Source organism: Verminephrobacter aporrectodeae subsp. tuberculatae, from assembly GCF_026127385.1.
GTDB classification, from domain to species: Bacteria; Pseudomonadota; Gammaproteobacteria; order Burkholderiales; family Burkholderiaceae_C; genus Acidovorax; species Acidovorax aporrectodeae.
In genome coordinates, this window is record NZ_QZCX01000001.1 from 1,865,887 (window position 1) to 1,882,923 (window position 17,037).

Below are 17,037 nucleotides of genomic sequence, written 5' to 3' on the forward strand. Positions count from 1 at the left end.
CGCCGAAGGAATCTCGATAATGCGCCGCTTTTGCGAGAGAACGCCGGATGGGATGGGTGTGCTGGTGGCACGGCGACGATCCCATAGAATCCAAGGAACTGCTCGACGCAGTCCTCTCGTACATCCAACAGGCCCTCACCGCAAAGGCATCCGAATGAAGACGATAACAAGAATCATCCTGTCCAATTTCAAGCGGTTCGAGACATTCGAACTGGAGTGCGACGAAAGCCTCAATATCCTCATTGGCGACAACGAGGCTGGCAAGAGCTCAGTCCTACTGGCACTGGACTTGGTACTTAGCGGAAGCCGCAGCAAGGTCGAAGCGATCGGGCTCGAAACGCTCTTCAACCTCGACGTCGTCAAGCGGTTCTTGGATGGCGAAAAAAAATACGAGGATCTACCTAAGCTTTTCGTCGAGATCTATCTTTCCGAGCAGAACAATGCCGATCTCAACGGGAAGAACAATTCAAAAGGGATCATGCGCGATGGTCTGCGCATGGCATGCGAGCCCATCGATGAATACAGCAAGGAGATCGCGGAAGTTCTGAAGGATGAACACCACAACTTCCCTTTTGAGTTCTATGCGATCAAGTTCACGACCTTTGCAGATCAACCCTACTCTCAGAGGCGGCCAATCAAGCATCTCGTGATCGACAGTTCGCTGATCAACAACGAATATGCCACAAGGGAGTACACCCGCTCGGTCTACTCTGCGCATGCGACGGTCTTGGAGCGAAACAAGCATGAGAATTTGTATCGGAAGAGCAAATCTGTATTTAAGAGTGGGTCGCTGGGTGATCTCAACGAAAAATTGCCGAACTACAAGTTCGCGGTGCGGACAGATCCTCGATCGAACCTTGAGAGCGATTTGGTTATCACAGAGCAAGACATCCCCATCAACAGCAAGGGAAAGGGACGGCAGTGCCTGATCAAGACAGAATTTGCGCTGATGAGAAACAATGCCGGCCACAGTCTGGACGTCTTGCTCTTGGAAGAGCCTGAAAATCACCTGAGCCACTCAAACATGAAGCGGCTCATTGCGCGCATCTCCGAGTCTGAGAAAAAGCAGCTTTTCATTGCTACTCACAGTAACCAGATTTGCGCTCGCCTAGACCTTCGAAAGGCGGTACTGCTCGGCAAGGGGGATAGTCCTGTGAGGCTGAAGGATTTGTCTGAGGAGACAGCTACCTTCTTCATTAAGGCGCCCGACAATAACGTTCTTGAGTTCGCACTCTCCGCCAAAGTCATGTTGGTCGAAGGCGATGCGGAATTCATCCTGCTCGACGCCCTCTACAAGAAGCACCCGGGCGAGGTGACGCTCGAAAAAGACGGCGTCCACGTGATATCTGTTGGTGGCACAAGCTTCAAACGCTATCTGGATCTGGCGAAACTGCTCGGCATCAAGACAGCCGTCGTTCGAGACAACGATGGGGACTACCAGAGCAATTGTGTGGACCGTTATGCAGACTATGCCGTGTCGCACATTCGAATCTTCTCTGACAAGGACCCGGGCCGCGACACCTTCGAGATTTGCTTCTATCAGGACAACAAAACTATCTGCGATGAGTTGTTCCTACCGAGACGCGTCAAACTGACAGCGCAGGATTATATGCTTAAAAACAAGACCGAAGCCGCCTTCGAGTTACTGAGCAAGAAGGAAGCAGCCCTCTCAGCTCCGGCATACCTGTCTGAGGCAATCGTATGGATAAGAGCGTAATTTTTGCCGTTGCCGGAGCCGGGAAAACGACGCGCATCGTCAATGGACTGGATCTAGAGCGGCGTTTCTTGCTCCTGACATACACAGACAACAACTTCACCAATCTACGTCGAAAAATCATCGAGAAGTTCGGCCACATGCCACCGAACATCGTCCTGAAAACCTATTTCTCGTTTCTCTATGGCTTTTGCTACCGGCCAGTTCTGGCCATGGAATGGCGTACCCGTGGAGTAACGTTCAATCAGCCTCCGAGAGGTCGCGCCAGCGCAAAAGAGCGCGACTACTATGTCGATGGGGCGCAATGGATGTATCACAGCAGAATTGCGCTCCTCATCGCAGAACAAGCGATGGACGATGTAGCAGCCCGGGTCGAAAAGTATTTCGACGTGGTTTGTATCGACGAAGTACAGGATATGGGAGGGTATGACTTCGACCTGATACTCAGACTATGCGACTGCAAAGTTGACATTCTCCTGGTCGGAGACTTTTTCCAGCATACTTATGTAACAAGCCATGACGGTAGGAAAAATGCCACACTTCATGAGGACTATGAGAAGTACAAGAAGCGTTTCGCCGATGCGGGGTTGCGCGTGGACACAACGTCACTTGCTAAAAGCCATCGTTGCAGTCCGACCATCTGCAACTTTATTCGCGAGCATCTGGGTATCGATATCCAGTCTCATTCCGACTTCGCCACGGAGATGCGTTTTCTGGAATCGCAAGAAGATGCCAACCGTATGCATGCAAACGACAAAACCATAAAACTCTTCTACCAAAAACATCACGACTATGGCTGTTATTCGCAGAACTGGGGCGGATCCAAAGGAGATGATCATCATATGGATGTTTGCGTCGTGCTGAACAAGACGACCTCCGAGGCTTTCACTGCGAAGAAGCTGCAAGAGGCTGCTCCACTGACGCGTAATAAGCTTTACGTGGCTTTCTCGAGAGCTCGTGGCAACCTCTATCTAGTGACAGAGCAGCTGCTTGCCGGATTCAAGACTGTGTGGCCAGTGTCACCTGCCGTTGAGGTGGCGACGAAGCGACGCCGCTTCAAGGGGAAGAAGGCTTGATAGTCGGCCGTGCGTTCAATTTTCTTTCTCCCCAAAAATCTCGATCGAATCGTCGCTGCCAGTTCCTTTCGAATCTGGAACGAGCGATGGCGGATATTCTATGCTTCGGAAATATTTACTGCGCAGCGAATAAGGTGGTCGCGTCTCGGCGGACGTTGCCGGGCTCTCGGGCTCTGCTCCGAGCCAGCAGGGTGTCTCGGCCATTCGGCTTGGAATCCTGGCGTTTTTGGCCATCTCTTCTGCGTTCTGCCTGCGCGCAGCGCCTCCCCTTGCCCTTAGCATTTGGCGGGTCGCTTCCATGTGGGCAGCAGCATGGCCGTGCCCGCAAGCAGAAGAATCCCGAAAGCAAGCAGCGCAATGGGCATGCCGTAGTGGTCGGCAATCAGCCCGGTAAAGACCACGGGGACGCTAAAGCCGATATAGGCCATCAGGAAATAGGCTGCACTGGCTCGGGTTCTCTCGGGGGCCGCAGCCGCCTTGGCCGTGCCGGCCAGGCCGCCCAGATAGACAAAGCCATAACAAGCGCTGCTGGCAAGCAGGGAGCCTGCGAGGACGGCGACCAAGGTGCCTGACCAGGCCCCCCACGCCAACATGGCGTAGGCAGGCAGCAGGATCAACAGGCCGATTCTTGTCGAGCGGCCGGGCTCCAGCTTTCGGGCCATGGGCTGGAACAGCAGGCCGCAGCTGATCGCCAGCATCGTGGACAGACCGGAATACATGGACAGACCATGCGTTGCCAGCGCCGACGGCAGGATGGAAATCACCAGTCCGGTGGTGGCCCAGCACAGCAAGATGGCACTGCCATACCAAAGGCCCTTGCGGGTAAAGCAGGGTAGCCGCAGCATCGACGCGGGAGCCCCTGCGCGCCGGGACGCGGTCTCGGGCAGTCGCCACACCAGACAGACGGCGAGTGCCGTGGCCGCCAGGTGCAGCGGAAAGCTCGGGGGACGCACGGTCTCCTGAAACATCAGGCAGGCGCTGGTCAGCGCCGGGCCCAGGCCGAAGCCGATGGAGGTGCTCGCGGTGACCCAATTGGCGGCGCCAGAGGTGTCTTCCGAACCGATCAACTCCATCATGTAAGCCGTTGCCGTGGCGGACATGAGCGCGGTGCCGGCGCCCAGGACGAAACGGGCCAGGGCCAACGCGGGGATATGCGGGTAAGCCAGCATCAGGCCGGTGCCGGAGGCAGACAGCAGCAGCGCAATGAGCATGACCCGCCGCCTGCCGATGCGGTCAGACAAGCCGCCGAGCGCCAGCAGGATGGGCAGCACCCCCGCGACGTAGAAGGAAAAGGCGATGGTCGTGGCCATGACACCCACACCGTCGATCCGGGCGTAGGTCGCGTACAGCGGTGCCTGCAAGTTGACGCCGGCGGTGATGACGCACAGTGCAAACGCCAGGGGCATTGCGTGGCGCCGTTCATTCATGAAATAGCTCCAGTCGTTGCACAGGTACCTTGAACGCCAACTGCTGAGCCGAAGACTTGCGGCCCGCCGATGGCGACTTGCCCGTTTGGCGACAAGCAAGGCCATGCGGGGGGGCCTGCCTTCTGACGATGTTCATGGCCTCACCGAGGCACTTGGGGGAGGGACCTCTGTCATGCACGGATCAAGCCCCTTCGCGCAGCTTTTTGATGGCCGACAGGGTCAGGCCGCTGACTTGCGCGATGGCCTCGTCATCGAGCAGCGGCAAAAGATTGCGCGCAACCTCCGTTCGTCCCTCGATCCGTCCCTCGATCCGTCCCTCGGTCCGTCCCTCGGTCCGCCCTTCAGTTTGCCCCTTTGTCACGGCATCGAGCAGCACGCTTTTTTCGTTGCGCAGCGCATCGAGATACTTTTGGTAGTTCTCGATTTCGACGGCGCTATACCCTGCGAACTCGGTGAGCTTGACCGCGTCGGCGACCGGCGCGTAGGACAGCAGGCTCTCGTCGGGGACAAAGTCCGGCTTGCCGGCCTCGCGCAGAAAGCGCAGCCACAGCGCGGTCACTCGTTTTTCGACCTGCGTTTGGGGCGTGAATTTGGGCAGTTCCAGGATGACGAACTGCAAGCCTTGCAGGATATCTCCGGGGTCTGCGAGTTTGGTGATCTTGTAGTGGTGCAGCCAGCAGTCTTTCTCGTTGGCATCTTGCTTGAAAACGTCGTTGAGCACCGTGACCGAGTAGACCGGGCACAGCGATTGGTAGGGTGCGCCCGAGAAGAGTTGGTTGACGATGGCCTGCGCGCCGCCAAACAGGATGCGCGAGAAGTAGGCGTCGGTCCACAGCATCTGCATCTCGACGACGAACACCTGGCCGCTCTGGTCGTGGCATTTGACGTCGACGATGGAAAACCGCATGCCCGGGATTTGCGGCGCCTGTTCGGCGGGCAGATAGGTCAGCGTTTCGACCGGAGCGTCCAGCGGCAGAACGGCGTTGAGAAAATCCTTGAGCAGATCAGCGCGCGAGAAGATGCGCTTGAAGACCAGATCGATCTTGGGGTCGAGGTAGCTCAGATTCATGGGCGAGGACTCCGGTTGGCATGGAACACGCCGTCGGCGAGGCGTGGGCGCGCTGCGCCAACGGATCCGACGGCCCCCGACGCCGCAGTGTATTTCATGGCAAGCAATGCCTTGCATGGACCTGCCGGGTGTGCATCACGGCACCGGCGCGCTGAACGGGAATGGCTGGCTCAGGGGCTGGCCCGGACCGCTTCCACAAAAATGGTCGGCAGGTTGAGCACGCGGCGCACCGCGTCCTCGCCCACGGGGCAGCCCACGCTGTCGCGCGCGACGGGGTGCGTGACGCTGCTGAACCAGACGCCGGCGGTCATTCCCAGCCTGTCCGCGACCCAGCGCAGGTCCGCGCGCTGCTGCGGCTCGACGAGGACGGGGTAGCGCAGATACGCCGGCTGCGAATCGGGCAGCACCAGGGGCCGGCGCAGGCCCTGCTTGTCGCACCAGGCGTCCCAGTGCGCTGCGCCCGCGCGCCGCTTTTCCTGGTAGTGCGCCATCTTCGCCAACTGGTTCAGTCCCAGCGCCGCGACCGGCGCGACCATGCGCTGCGCGTAGCGTGGCACGAAGCGGCCTTCGAATTCCTCGGGCTGCATTTGCGCGAGGACTTGCGCGCCAAAGCGCCACTCGGCCCAGGCGGCGGTGAAGGGGCGCCAGCGGTGCTTGTGCACGTACCAGCCGTATTCGACCGTATTCAGCAGGCGCGCGATCTCGGCGTCGCTGGGCACTGCGGCGCGCGCGTGGATTGCGTCCATGCGCCGCGCCAGCGTGTCGTGCTGCGCGACCACGATGCCTCCGTGAATGGTGTTGATGATCTTGGAGCGCTCGCTGCTGAAGAGCGCGATGTCCCCGAAGGTGCCGAGTTTGCGGCCACGCCATTCGGCCCCGGTGGCGTGCGCGCAATCCTCTATGACCCACAGCCCCCGTTCGCGCGCCAGTTGCAGCAGGCGCTCGAAGTCCCGGTTGATCAGTCCAAAGCTGTGCTGGATCATGATCGCCTTGGTCGCGGGGCCGAGCACCTTGGACAGGGCGTCGGCGTCCATGCCAAAACTCTGGTTCTCGATGTCCGCCCAGCGCACACGCACGCCCTGGTACGTGCAGGCGTTGAGCACGCATTGGCAGGTGAATGCCGGCAGCACCACTTCGTCGCCGGCCTTCAGTTCCAGGGCCTGCACGATGGCGTACAGCGCCGCGCGCCCGCCCATGAAGGCCCAGCCGCGGCGCACCCCCAGCCAGTGGCAAAACTGGCGCGTGAATTCGTCCACCGGCGCGCGCGACTGCCATTGCCCGGGTTGCGCGCGCCAGGCGCGGGCCAGGGCCACGTCGTCCCTGTCCAGCGTCGCGCAAAGCAGCGGTTGCAGGCGCACCGGTTTGCCTTGCAGCCAGCGCCGTGTCTGCGTCCACTGGCTCCTGAGCAACTGCTTCATCGGGGGTTCCGTGGGTTCCGTGGGTTCCGTAGGCGGCGCCTTATTTCTTGACGGCCTGGATGAAATAGGCAAGGGTCTCGTCGTCCACGCGCGGTGTGAACGCCAGTGTTTTCGCGCGCGTGGCCCATACCGAGGACAGCTGTACCAGCGGGATGATGGCGTAGTCCTCCTGCACCGCCTGCATTGCGCCGGACAGGAGCAGTCGGCGCCGGTCGCTGTCCATTGCGCGCATCGCCACCGAAATCGCCGCGTCCGTGCCGGGGTTGGAGTAGTTCGTGAAGTTGAACGCGCCAAAGCCCTTGGATTTGTCGTTGGTATGCGCGAGGGCTGCGAGCGTGTAGCCGGCTTCGCCGGTGAGCGAGCCCCAGCCGGCCAGCGACAGCACGTACTCGCCCCGCGCGCGGGCCGGAATGAAGACCGTGCGGGACACCGCGTTGACTTTCACGCCCAGGCCGACCTTGGCCAGCATCTGGCCGAGGGCGGAACACAGCGCGGCGTCGCCGGGCAGCCGGTCGCTGGTGCAATGCAGCGGCAGCGCGAAGCCGTCCGGATACCCCGCTTGCGCCAGCAGTTCCCGGGCTTTCTGGAGATTGGTTTGCGCTGGCGCCGGTTTCTCGATGGCGCCAAAGAACTTGTCCACGATGATTTGATTGGCCGGCTTGGCCAGGCCTTCGAGCACCGTCGCGGCGATGGTTCTGCGGTCCACCGCCAGCGACAGCGCCTCGCGCACCCGCTTGTCGCGCAGCGGATTGCTCGCCAGGGGCTTGCCCGCCTTGTCGGTGATCAGGTCGCTCTGCGCCCTGAAATCGGGGTAGAGCAAGAAGATGTAGATCGAATCGCCGTGCAGCACCGTGTAGTCGCTGTTCTTCTTGAGTTTGGCGACGTCGCCATAGGGCACGAAGTTGATCAGGTCCACGCGCCTGGACGCGAGCGCGGCCAGGCGCGCCGCGTCGTTGGAGATTTCCAGCAATTGCACGCGCTTCCAGTCGGCGGGGCCGCGCCAGTAGGAATCAAAGCGCTCGAGCAGCAACTCGGTGCGGGGCTTGAAGGACAGCAGCTTGAACGGGCCGGTCCCGATGGCCGCTTTGCCGCTGTTGAACGCAGCCACCTGGGCGTCGTCGCCAATGTGCGCCGGAACGATCATGATGCGCGCCAGATCCTGCGGCAGCGAGGGATTCGGGATGGAGGTCCGGATGCGCACCGTCAGGCTGTCGAGGACGAGCACCTCGGTGATGTTGCGCGTGTTGATCACCAGCCCGCCATTCGGTCCCGCCACCCTGGGCACCCGTTCGAGCGAGAACTTGACGTCGCGCGCGTGCAGTTCGCTGCCGTCATGGAATTTGACCTGGGGACGCAGCTTGAACTCCCAGGTGGTGTCGTCGAGCAATTTCCATGCGGTGGCCAGCGCGGGTTGTATCCGGAGCTGCTCGTCCTGCGACACCAGCGCTTCGTAGACGTTCTTGATGGCGGCGATCTGGTTGCCGATGGCCATGTAGTGCGGGTCCATGGCTTCGGGGCCGGCGCGCACGCCGATTCTGAGCTCCTGCGCATGCGCCGCGGCGGTGGCGCCGAACAGCATCGCGCCGGCCAGGGCGGCTCCCAGCACGGTTCTCGGCACGGCGTATTTCAGGACTTGCATGTGTTTTCCCCTGTTGGATGGTGAAGGATGCGGGGCCGCTCAGCCGTTGAGGTGGCAGGCCGAGAAATGCCCGGGTGCAATGCGCTGGGGCTGCGGTGTCTCCTGCTTGCAGCGGGGCAGGGCGTGCGGGCAGCGGGGATGGAATGCGCAACCGCTGGGCGGATCGAGCGGCGAAGGGATCTCGCCCTGAATCGCGCGAAAGCGCCGGCGCCGTGCATCCAGCGTGAGCATGTTGTCCAGCAGGGCCCGGGTATAGGGGTGGTTCGCGCGTGCAAAGATGTCCTCGGCCGGCGCCAGTTCCACCAGACGCCCCAGGTACATCACGGCCACCCGGTCGGACAAGTGGCGCACGACCCCCAGGTCGTGGCTCACGAAGAGGTAGGTCAGCGAAAAATCCTGGCGCAGCTGCATGAAGAGGTTCAGCACCTGCGCCTGAATGGACACGTCCAGCGCGGCCACTGCCTCGTCGCACACCAGAAACTCCGGCTGCATGGCCAGTGCCCGGGCCACGCCGATGCGCTGCCGTTGTCCGCCGGAGAACTGGTGCGGGTACCGCAGGCGGTAAGCCGGATCGATGCCCGCGCGCAGCATGCAGTCGCAGACGTAGTCCCTCAGCCCCGGCTTGTCGATCAGGCCATGCACGAACGCGCCCTCGCCGACGATGCGCTCGACCCGGTGGCGCGGATTGAGCGATGCGTAGGGGTCCTGAAAAATCATCTGCACCTGGCGCGTGCTCTTGTGCACCCGCGTGCCGCGTTGCACGGCCACGGGCTGGCCCCGGTAGAGGGCCTGGCCACTGCTGGCCAGCTGAATTCCCGCAGCCACGCGCGCCAGCGTGGACTTGCCGCAGCCCGATTCCCCCACCAGGCCCAGCACCTCGCCTTGCGCGATCTCCAGCGACACGTCGCTGACCGCGTGCACGGTCGCCGGCGGCCTGGCGCGCCCCAGCGCGGCGCCCACGCGCTGCACCAGCGTCGGCGCCGTGGCAAAGCGCTTGGAGATGTTCCTCAGTTGCAGCAGGCTCATGCGGCAGTTCCTTGCAGCGCCGGATGCCAGCACCAGAGACGGTGTCCCGCCGTTCGCTCCTGCATCGGGGGCGGCCGCGTGCATTGCGCGTCGGCGCGCGGGCAGCGTGATTGAAAGGCGCAGCCCGGCGGCAGTTCGGACAGAGAGGGGGTCATCCCCGGAATCTGGTAGAGCGGCGCGCCCTTCCTCGCGTGGCTCGACGCCGACCCGATCAAGCCCTGCGTATACGGGTGCAAGGGGGTGTCCAGCAGCGCGTCCACGCCGGCGTATTCGGCGACGCGGCCCGCGTACATCACGCAGACCCGGTCGGCCAGCCCGGCGACCACCGACAGGTCGTGCGTGATCCACAGCACCGAGACGCCTTCGTCGCGCACCAGCTGCTGCACCTCGGCCAGGATCTGGCCCTGTATGGTCACGTCCAGCGCCGTGGTCGGCTCGTCGGCAATGATCAGATCGGGCCTGTGCAGCAGCGCAATGGCGATGGCGATGCGCTGGCGCATGCCGCCCGAGAGCTCGTGCGGGTAGGCCCTCAGGCGCTCGTCCGGCGCCGCGATGCCGACTCGGATCAGGCCCGCGCGGGCGCGCTCGATGGCCTCGCGCCGGCCCACCGCTTCGTGCACCTGGATCGCTTCGACCATCTGGGTGGCGACGCGCAGGACCGGGTTGAGGGTCATCATCGGGTCTTGAAAGACCATGGCGATCTTCAGGCCGCGCAAGGCGCGCAGCTGCTTCTCGGGGCGCCCCACCAATTCGACCCCGTTGAGCTTGATCGAGCCTGCGACGATGCGCCCGGGAGGATCGACCAGGCCCATGATGGAAAAGCCCGTCACGCTCTTGCCCGACCCCGACTCGCCGACCATGCCCAGGATCTCGCCGCGCCCGAGCGTGAACGACACGCCATCGACCGACCGCAGCACGCCGGCGTCGGTGTGGAAGTGCGTCTTCAATCCCCGGACTTCGAGGACCGGGGTCGGCGCCGCCGCATGGAGCGCCGTGGCAGGCAAGGGCAATGGCCGGGGGGTCATTTCTTCAATCGCGGGTTCAGCGCGTCGCGCAGCTGGTCGCCCACCAGATTGATGGCGAGCATCAGGATGACCAGCGCCGCGCCGGGGTAGACGCTGATCCAGGTGCGGCCACTTTGCATGTATTCGAAGCCCCGGTAGATGAGCGTTCCCAGCGAGGGCTCGGTGACCGGCAGGCCCACGCCCAGAAAGGACAGCGTGGCCTCCAGCACGATGGAACTGGCAATTTGTACCGTGCCGACCACGATCAGCGGCGGCAGCACGTTCGGCAGCAAATGGCCGACGGCCACCGTGTACGGCGGCAGGGGAATGGCGGCGGCGGCCTCGATGTATTCCCTTTCCCGCTCCGACGAGGCCGCGCCGTGCACCGTGCGCGCGAAATAGGCGTACTGCGCGGCCACCAGCGCCACGATCACCTGCAGCTTGCCCTGCCCCATCGAAGCGACCAGCACCAGGGCCAGCATCAGCGGCGGGAACGACAGCTGCAGGTCCACCACGCGCATGATGGCGCTCTCCGCCCAACCGCCGCGAAACGCCGCCAGCAGCCCGAGCATGGTTCCGAGCAGCAAGGCAATCAGCCCCGCGAGCAGCCCGATGCCCAGCGACAGGCGCGTGCCGTAGACGATGGCGCTGTAGAGGTCGCGTCCGTCCGCGTCGGTGCCCAGAACGTGCGTGTAGCCGCCCGATCCCGTGCTGCCGGGCTCCAGGCGGGCGTCGGCCAGGTTCAGTGCGGCCTGGTCGTAGGGGTCTTGCGGGCTGATCCAGGGTGCGGCGAGTGCCCCGAGCACGACCAGCACCAGCACCGCCAGGGCCACCACGGCCAGATGGCTCCGGGAGAAGTCGCGCCACAGCGCCTGGACGAGCCCGCCACCGGGGGCGGCCGGGTTCGCGCGCGGGCCGGCGCTCATCGATTCGCTCCCAGGCGGCGCATGCGCGGGTCGAGCAGGGGGTGCAGGATGTCCACCGCGGTGTTGATCAGGATGAAGAGGAACACCACCAGCAGCAGGTACGCGACGACCACCGGCTGATCCAGCGTGCGGATGGCGTCGATCACCAGCTTGCCGGTGCCCGGCCAGGAAAAGATCGATTCGGTCACCACCGAGAAGGCGATCATGTGCCCGAACTCCAGGCCCAGCACCGTCACGATGGGAATCATGATGTTGCGCATCACGTGGCGCAGCATCACTTGCAGTGGCGCAACGCCCTTGGCGCGGGCGAAGAGCACGTAGTCGGCGAGCAGGGCCTCGCGCACGCCGGCGCGCGTGAGCCGCACGATCAGCGCCAAGCGAAAGAGCGCCAGGTTGAGCGCCGGCAGCAGCAGGTGGCGCCAGCCGTCCAGGGTCAGAACCGACCATTCGACACCCCATAGCGCGACGGTCTCGCCGCGCCCGCCCGAAGAGAACCAGCCCAGTTGCACGGCGAAGAGCAGCATGAGCATCAGACCCATCCAGAACGCCGGAACGGAGAAGCCCAGCACCGTCGCGCCCATGATGAGCCGGGTCGAAAACGCATGCGGCCGGTAGCCCGCGAGCATGCCCAGGGGCACGCCCAGCGACACGCTCAGCAGCATCGCGACCAGCGCCAACTCCAGCGTCGCCGGAAGACAGGAAAGGATCAGGCCCAGCGCCGGGGTGTCGTAGATGAAGGAGGTGCCGAAATCGCCCGCGAGCGCGTTCTTCAGAAAGAGCAGGTATTGCAGCAGCACCGGCTGGTCGAGTCCGTAGCGTGCGATGGTCTCCTCGCGCAGCGCCTGATCGGCCTGCGGATTGATCAGGATGTCGATCGGGTTGCCAATGGCGTACACGGCCGCGAACACCAGAAGCGACATCAGCAGCAGCACGGCGAGCGCCTGCACGCTGCGGCGCAGCACGAAGTTCAGCACCGCGCCACCTCCGGGCGGCCGACGGCCCGCATCGCCTTGCCGGTCATAGCCATGGGCCGTCCAGGACCTCTGCCGTCTCGGACACCGCCACCTGCCACAGCGCCTGCATCACGTCTTCGGGCTTGTGGTAGTGCCCGCCGTAGTTGCCATCGCCCAGGTAACGGCGCACCTCCCCGGGGTGCATCTGGCGCAGGCGCTCCAGGTCGATCATGGGCCGCTGGTGCTGCGGCTGCCCCACGCCCGCGATGCGGGTGTGGCTGAAGTTCTCCATCCAGGATGCGTGCGATGCCACGGGGTCTATCTCCCTGACCTTGGCCCAGGTCTTGGGTGCGTTCCACCAGTTGTGGAACTTGACCCGCACCTGCATATTGCGTGCCATCCATTGCATGGCCAGGCTGGCCGCGGGCTGGTTGCCGCCGTGGCCGTTGACGATCAGGATGCGCCTGAAGCCATGCGCGGCCACGCTATCGAGCATGTCCTGGATGAGCGCGAGATAACTCTCGACGCGCAGCGACACGGTGCCGGGGAACGCCATGAAATAGGGCGAAAGGCCAAAGGGCAACGCGGGGTAGACCGGCACCCCGATGGCTTGCGCGGCGTCCACCGCCACCTGCTCGGCCAGGATGGCGTCCGTGCACAGGCTGAGGTAGGCGTGCTGCTCGGTACTGCCAATGGGCAGGACCACGCGGTCGTCGCGCTGGAGATAGGCCTCGATCTGCATCCAGTTGCAATCCCGGATTCGCATGTGTGTTCCTTTCGATTCCGCCGCGAGCGCTACGCCCCTGCGCCGCGTTTCAGGCGTAGATGCCGACGACCGGCTCCGCGCCCACCCGGGCATGGCCGCGGTACATGCCTTCGGTGTTGAAGGGCATCACCACCTCGCCATGCGCATTCACCGCGATCAATCCGCCGCGCCCATGGAAGCGGCCGAGCCTGTGCTGCACCACCCGCGTCGCGGCGTGGTCCAGGCTGAGTCCGCCATACGCCATGAGCGCAGCCACGTCGTACGCGGCGACCGCCTTCATGAACGCCTCGCCGATGCCGGTGCACGAAACGGCGCAGGTCGCGTCGTCCGCATAGCAGCCAGCGCCGATCAGCGGCGTGTCGCCGACGCGGCCCGGAATCTTGTTCGTCAGGCCGCCCGTGGAGGTGGCTGCGGCCACATGGCCCTGCGCGTCGCAGGCCACCGCACCCACGGTGCCGTGCTTGGTGTCGCCATCAAGGGGCGCGCCCGCCGGGGCCTGCTGCGCGCCATCCGCGAGGCTCGCGCCGTCATGGTCCAGAAGCAGCTGCGCGCCCCCCGACTCCTTGGCACGCTGCAATTGGCGCAAACGCTCGGGCGTGGAGAAATAGGAAGCGGGCACCATCGCCATGCCGTGAACCTGGGCGAAGGCATCGGCGCCTTCGCCGACCAGCAGCACATGCTCGGAACGCTCCATGACCAGGCGCGCCGAGAGCACGGGGTTGCGCACCCGCTTGACGCAGGCAACCGCCCCGGCGCGCAGTCCCGTGCCCTCCATGACGGCGGCGTCCATCTCATGCGTCTGGTCCCGGGTGAAGACGGAACCGCGCCCCGCGTTGAACAGCTCGCAGTCCTCCAGCAGCCGGACGGCCAGGGTCACGGCGTCGAGCGCGCTGCCGCCCGCGTGCAGAACGTCTTGCGTGGCCAGCAGGATGTCGCGCAGGGCCTGCGCGTGCGCCTGCTCGCCTTGCTGCGTCATGCGGGTCCTGCTAATGGTTCCCGCGCCGCCATGGATGGCGACCACGGGCGCAAGGCGGCCGTCGCCCCCGGGCGGGCGGCGGTCGGATCGGGAGGATTCAGGGCTTGCGTTTGGCACGCGCGGCAGACCGGGCGCGCGGGGCAGTCGCGCGTTCGAAGTAGAGGTAGGGCATCAGCTGCCCGGTCAGATCGCGCGCCTGCGCCAGCGCGTCGGGATGCTCCTGCGCAAGGGCGGCGCCAAGCCCCTCGATGACAGCCAGCGCCGCGACGTTCGAGTGCGACAGCAGGGTGCTGTCGGCCTTCACGTAGAGAACGTGCTGCGCAAAGCCCACCAGCGGCGATGCCGGCCCGTCGGTCAGCGCCGCCACCAGCGCGCCCCGCTGCTGGGCAAAGTCGATCAGGCGCACGGTGTCGGCCGAGTAGCGTGGAAATGAAATGCCGAGCACCAGGTCCTTGGCGCGCAGCTTGTTCATGCGCCGCACCGCCTGCTCGCCGCCACCCTCTCCGCCGATGAGGTGTGCGTTGCGGCAATGGGGGTCGAGATGGTGGAGCGCCGAACTGGCGAGAAAGGCACTGCCACCAAAGCCGACGATGTAGACGCGCTCAGCCTGCCGCAAGGCGCGCACCAGCTGTTCGCAGGTGTGCGCGCTGAGCATGCGGGCCGTGGCCTCCAGGTTGTCGGCCGATTGCGCCATCACCGTGGCCAGGGTGTCGTGCGCAAGTGCGCCGGTCTGGCGTGCGCGCAGCTTTTCCACCGGCTCCAGCGCCGCCTTGAAGGTTTGCAGCAGGTCGGCGCGGAACTCGGGATAGCCCTCATGGCCGATGGTGCGCGCGAAACGATTCGCCGTCGCCACCGACACGCCGGTGGCCTGCGCCAATTCCTCGATGGACGCCGTCGCCACGTCGAACACATGGTGCAGCACATGGTCCGCAATGCGCTGCTGCGCGCGTGACAGCGACGGGTAGAGGCGAATGATGCGCTGCATCGCCGGGGTCTCGAACATCGTCGTCGAGGCGGGAGGTTGGGGGGTGGGGCGCGCCATTGGGTCTATTTTTTCATGTCCCGCGTTTTTTGCAATCTTTTTTTTCATCCATGCCGGCGTCCCCGGGGATGGGGCGTCGGGTGTCCTCGCATGGAGCCCCGAGGTCCAAGGGCGCGGTCGCGTTGTCGGGAAGGCAGGGGGTCCTCAGGGAGGAAGCTCAGCCCTGTCTGGACGGGAACTGCAAGAATCAACCGCCCCGTCGGCGGGGAAGGCGGGGGGGCCGGGCGGGTTGGTATGCCTTCAATCCCTGATCTCCAGTAATGATCTGAACTTCAAATCCAGCCAAAGCGTAGTATTCGGCAACATGTTTTATCGTGGCGTCGCCAATGCTGGTACCTCCGGCAGCCAATTGGGGCCAGGTATTGGCCAACGCTTGCAGATTGTCTGCCTCCCAGAGAGCAGATTGCGCCGTGAATGCTGCCCACGGGGAATCTGCTTTTATGGATCTGAGCAGGTGCTTTGTCAGAGTTGTTGCCAGCTCGAATCGAGCTCCATTGCATTGTGCAATATGGTTTCCCGTTTCGATCAAGCTGGCGATTGGTAAAACGAACAGGCTCCCCAACTTCTTCTCGGCAGTCAACAGCGCATCAATCCGATGAAAATCCCATGGGTCATTTCTCGGACCTGCCGTATCTTTTCCAGGGATTCGAAGCCAGCAGCAAAGGATCGAGGTATCGAGGACCAGGACTTTAGACATTGCCAGGCTCGATCAACGCTTCGAAATCAAAAGACTGCTGCTGTAGCGATCCTTCAATCAAGCCTTTGCTCGACAAGCGTCCGACCGTTCCTTGTGCCAACAATTGTGGCAGTTGTTTGATGTCTTCGAGCAACTTCAGAACACTGTGGCCCGTCGTCCTGTCCCTGTACGCGATGGTGATGAACGGAATCATCCCGGTGCCCATTGCGTCAAGCAGTGCGGGGTTGTGCGTCGTGACCAGCACGTCGACTTCGCGCTCCGCTCCAACGGTCTTGAGCATTTCCAGAAGCATGCTGGCGCGAGAAGGATGCAAGCCATTGTCGATTTCCTCGACGACCAACAAACTTCCCTTGGGGCGCGTCAGGAGCGCTGTCAGGATTGCCAGAAACCTCAGGGTTCCATCGGACATTCCGCGTGCATCGACCGTGTGGGGCTCACCCATTCCCTGCCAATCTTCGTCGCAATAGAGCATGGCATCGGAGTTGAACTTTCCCACGGTTTCCGCATAGACACGCCGGATATCTCGTTCGGGCAGTCTGCTCGCATATTGTGTCAGCACGTGCTCTATTTCCCCCTGCTGGGCCTTCGGGAGGGCGGCAATGACTCCCGCGATGTTCCTTGCATCAGAGTCCAGCTTGTCAGAGAGCGGCAAGTAATCGCGCATGTGCGACGGAACCGGGTCCAGATAAAAAATTTCTTTGAGACGGGAAATGGCGAGAGTGACACCGTCCTGGATTTCTTGGCGCAGTTTTTGTCCATCCAGCTGAAACAAAACTGCGTGCGTACGGCCAAGCACCTTGGGTGCGCCTTTCGTCCCGTTATACAGGCGGGCAACGACGTTGGGCGCCATGTCCTGGCAGGAGTCTGTCTTGAACAAGTGGACTCCACCTGAAAGTGGCATGCGTTCTTTGTCTTTATTCGTCCGGTATTTTTTCCTGATCAGCTGTTCGGAAGTCACGTCGCAGCGATTTTCAGAAACCCGGCATTCGATGCGGTATTCGTAATCGGTGGATTCATCGGCTTTGAAAATGGCTCCGACAGCAAATTTGCTGCCTGGTCTTTGGGCTGCCCAATCGACTCCACCCCGCATGGCTGGCAATGCTTTATCTTCTCCCTTCAACGCTGTTGTAAGCATTGTTCCCGATGCAATGCGGTGCAGGAAAATGAAAGCGTCGAGAGCATTGGATTTTCCACTGGCGTTTGCCCCGATCAGTACCGTCAATGGATCGATGTGCAGCGAAGACTTCTCGTAGCTTTTCCAGTTCTCCAGCCGGAGTTCAGTAATCACTTTCATCCTCCATGCA

Annotated in this window: 15 protein-coding genes; 2 read left to right on the top strand and 13 right to left on the bottom strand. The window is 63.0% G+C overall.

Annotation, left to right across the window (positions count from 1 at the left end; genetic code table 11):
- The first annotated feature begins 154 nt into the window (after positions 1-154).
- Positions 155-1,717 carry an ATP-dependent nuclease gene (locus tag D5041_RS08090; protein WP_265284318.1) on the top strand — a complete coding sequence of 521 codons (1,563 nt, stop codon included), beginning with the start codon at positions 155-157 and terminating at the stop codon, positions 1,715-1,717.
- Positions 1,702-2,790 carry a DEAD/DEAH box helicase gene (locus D5041_RS08095; protein ID WP_265284319.1) on the top strand — a complete coding sequence of 363 codons (1,089 nt, stop codon included), beginning with the start codon at positions 1,702-1,704 and terminating at the stop codon, positions 2,788-2,790. The genes D5041_RS08090 and D5041_RS08095 overlap by 16 nt, the downstream gene beginning before the upstream one ends.
- 275 nt (positions 2,791-3,065) lie before the next feature.
- Here D5041_RS08095 and D5041_RS08100 read toward each other — a convergent pair whose 3' ends face one another.
- The 13 genes from D5041_RS08100 to D5041_RS08160 all read right to left on the bottom strand — a co-directional run bounded on the left by D5041_RS08100 (position 3,066) and on the right by D5041_RS08160 (position 17,021).
- Positions 3,066-4,217 carry an MFS transporter gene (locus D5041_RS08100; RefSeq protein WP_265284321.1) on the bottom strand — a complete coding sequence of 384 codons (1,152 nt, stop codon included), beginning with the start codon at positions 4,215-4,217 and terminating at the stop codon, positions 3,066-3,068.
- Between the two features lie 181 nt (positions 4,218-4,398).
- Positions 4,399-5,286 (bottom strand): Rpn family recombination-promoting nuclease/putative transposase, encoded by an 888-nt coding sequence (locus D5041_RS08105; protein WP_265284322.1) that lies wholly within the window; start codon positions 5,284-5,286, stop codon positions 4,399-4,401.
- A gap of 170 nt (positions 5,287-5,456) precedes the next feature.
- Complete coding sequence (locus D5041_RS08110) at positions 5,457-6,704, bottom strand: aminotransferase class I/II-fold pyridoxal phosphate-dependent enzyme (RefSeq protein WP_265283243.1); 1,248 nt, start codon at positions 6,702-6,704, stop codon at positions 5,457-5,459.
- 40 nt (positions 6,705-6,744) lie between these two features.
- Positions 6,745-8,343: an ABC transporter substrate-binding protein gene (locus D5041_RS08115; RefSeq protein ID WP_265284323.1), complete on the bottom strand. Its 1,599-nt coding sequence runs from the start codon at positions 8,341-8,343 to the stop codon at positions 6,745-6,747.
- A 39-nt stretch (positions 8,344-8,382) separates the two neighbouring features.
- Positions 8,383-9,369, bottom strand: a complete 987-nt coding sequence (locus tag D5041_RS08120; RefSeq protein WP_265284324.1) for an ABC transporter ATP-binding protein — start codon at positions 9,367-9,369, stop codon at positions 8,383-8,385.
- Positions 9,366-10,394, bottom strand: a complete 1,029-nt coding sequence (locus D5041_RS08125; RefSeq protein WP_265284325.1) for an ABC transporter ATP-binding protein — start codon at positions 10,392-10,394, stop codon at positions 9,366-9,368. The genes D5041_RS08120 and D5041_RS08125 overlap by 4 nt, the downstream gene beginning before the upstream one ends.
- Positions 10,391-11,299, bottom strand: coding sequence for an ABC transporter permease (locus tag D5041_RS08130; RefSeq protein WP_265257761.1), 909 nt, complete (start codon positions 11,297-11,299; stop codon positions 10,391-10,393). Before D5041_RS08130 ends, D5041_RS08125 begins: the two co-directional genes overlap by 4 nt.
- A complete protein-coding gene (locus D5041_RS08135) occupies positions 11,296-12,273 on the bottom strand; it encodes an ABC transporter permease (RefSeq protein WP_265257760.1) in 978 nt (325 codons plus the stop codon). Before D5041_RS08135 ends, D5041_RS08130 begins: the two co-directional genes overlap by 4 nt.
- A 43-nt stretch (positions 12,274-12,316) precedes the next feature.
- On the bottom strand, positions 12,317-13,018 hold the full coding sequence (locus tag D5041_RS08140) for a creatininase family protein (protein WP_265284326.1): 702 nt from the start codon (positions 13,016-13,018) through the stop codon (positions 12,317-12,319).
- Positions 13,019-13,067: 49 nt separating this feature from the next.
- Entirely contained in the window at positions 13,068-14,039 is a 972-nt protein-coding gene (locus tag D5041_RS08145; protein ID WP_265284407.1) for an isoaspartyl peptidase/L-asparaginase family protein, read from the bottom strand.
- A gap of 52 nt (positions 14,040-14,091) precedes the next feature.
- Positions 14,092-15,036, bottom strand: a complete 945-nt coding sequence (locus D5041_RS08150; protein WP_010107539.1) for a MurR/RpiR family transcriptional regulator — start codon at positions 15,034-15,036, stop codon at positions 14,092-14,094.
- Between the two features lie 187 nt (positions 15,037-15,223).
- Positions 15,224-15,733, bottom strand: coding sequence for a hypothetical protein (locus D5041_RS08155; RefSeq protein ID WP_265284327.1), 510 nt, complete (start codon positions 15,731-15,733; stop codon positions 15,224-15,226).
- Positions 15,726-17,021, bottom strand: a complete 1,296-nt coding sequence (locus D5041_RS08160; protein ID WP_265284328.1) for an AAA family ATPase — start codon at positions 17,019-17,021, stop codon at positions 15,726-15,728. The genes D5041_RS08155 and D5041_RS08160 overlap by 8 nt, the downstream gene beginning before the upstream one ends.
- Positions 17,022-17,037 lie beyond the last annotated feature (16 nt).

What these genes read in the sequence shown, in the direction of transcription:
- D5041_RS08115 (WP_265284323.1), bottom strand. Translation starts at nt 8,343, where the DNA reads ATGCAAGTCCTGAAATACGCCGTGCCGAGAACCGTGCTGGGAGCCGCC.
- D5041_RS08105 (WP_265284322.1), bottom strand. Translation starts at nt 5,286, where the DNA reads ATGAATCTGAGCTACCTCGACCCCAAGATCGATCTGGTCTTCAAGCGC.
- D5041_RS08110 (WP_265283243.1), bottom strand. Translation starts at nt 6,704, where the DNA reads ATGAAGCAGTTGCTCAGGAGCCAGTGGACGCAGACACGGCGCTGGCTG.
- D5041_RS08130 (WP_265257761.1), bottom strand. Translation starts at nt 11,299, where the DNA reads ATGAGCGCCGGCCCGCGCGCGAACCCGGCCGCCCCCGGTGGCGGGCTC.
- D5041_RS08140 (WP_265284326.1), bottom strand. Translation starts at nt 13,018, where the DNA reads ATGCGAATCCGGGATTGCAACTGGATGCAGATCGAGGCCTATCTCCAG.
- D5041_RS08095 (WP_265284319.1), top strand. Translation starts at nt 1,702, where the DNA reads ATGGATAAGAGCGTAATTTTTGCCGTTGCCGGAGCCGGGAAAACGACG.
- D5041_RS08120 (WP_265284324.1), bottom strand. Translation starts at nt 9,369, where the DNA reads ATGAGCCTGCTGCAACTGAGGAACATCTCCAAGCGCTTTGCCACGGCG.
- D5041_RS08155 (WP_265284327.1), bottom strand. Translation starts at nt 15,733, where the DNA reads ATGTCTAAAGTCCTGGTCCTCGATACCTCGATCCTTTGCTGCTGGCTT.
- D5041_RS08100 (WP_265284321.1), bottom strand. Translation starts at nt 4,217, where the DNA reads ATGAATGAACGGCGCCACGCAATGCCCCTGGCGTTTGCACTGTGCGTC.
- D5041_RS08150 (WP_010107539.1), bottom strand. Translation starts at nt 15,036, where the DNA reads ATGGCGCGCCCCACCCCCCAACCTCCCGCCTCGACGACGATGTTCGAG.
- D5041_RS08125 (WP_265284325.1), bottom strand. Translation starts at nt 10,394, where the DNA reads ATGACCCCCCGGCCATTGCCCTTGCCTGCCACGGCGCTCCATGCGGCG.
- D5041_RS08090 (WP_265284318.1), top strand. Translation starts at nt 155, where the DNA reads ATGAAGACGATAACAAGAATCATCCTGTCCAATTTCAAGCGGTTCGAG.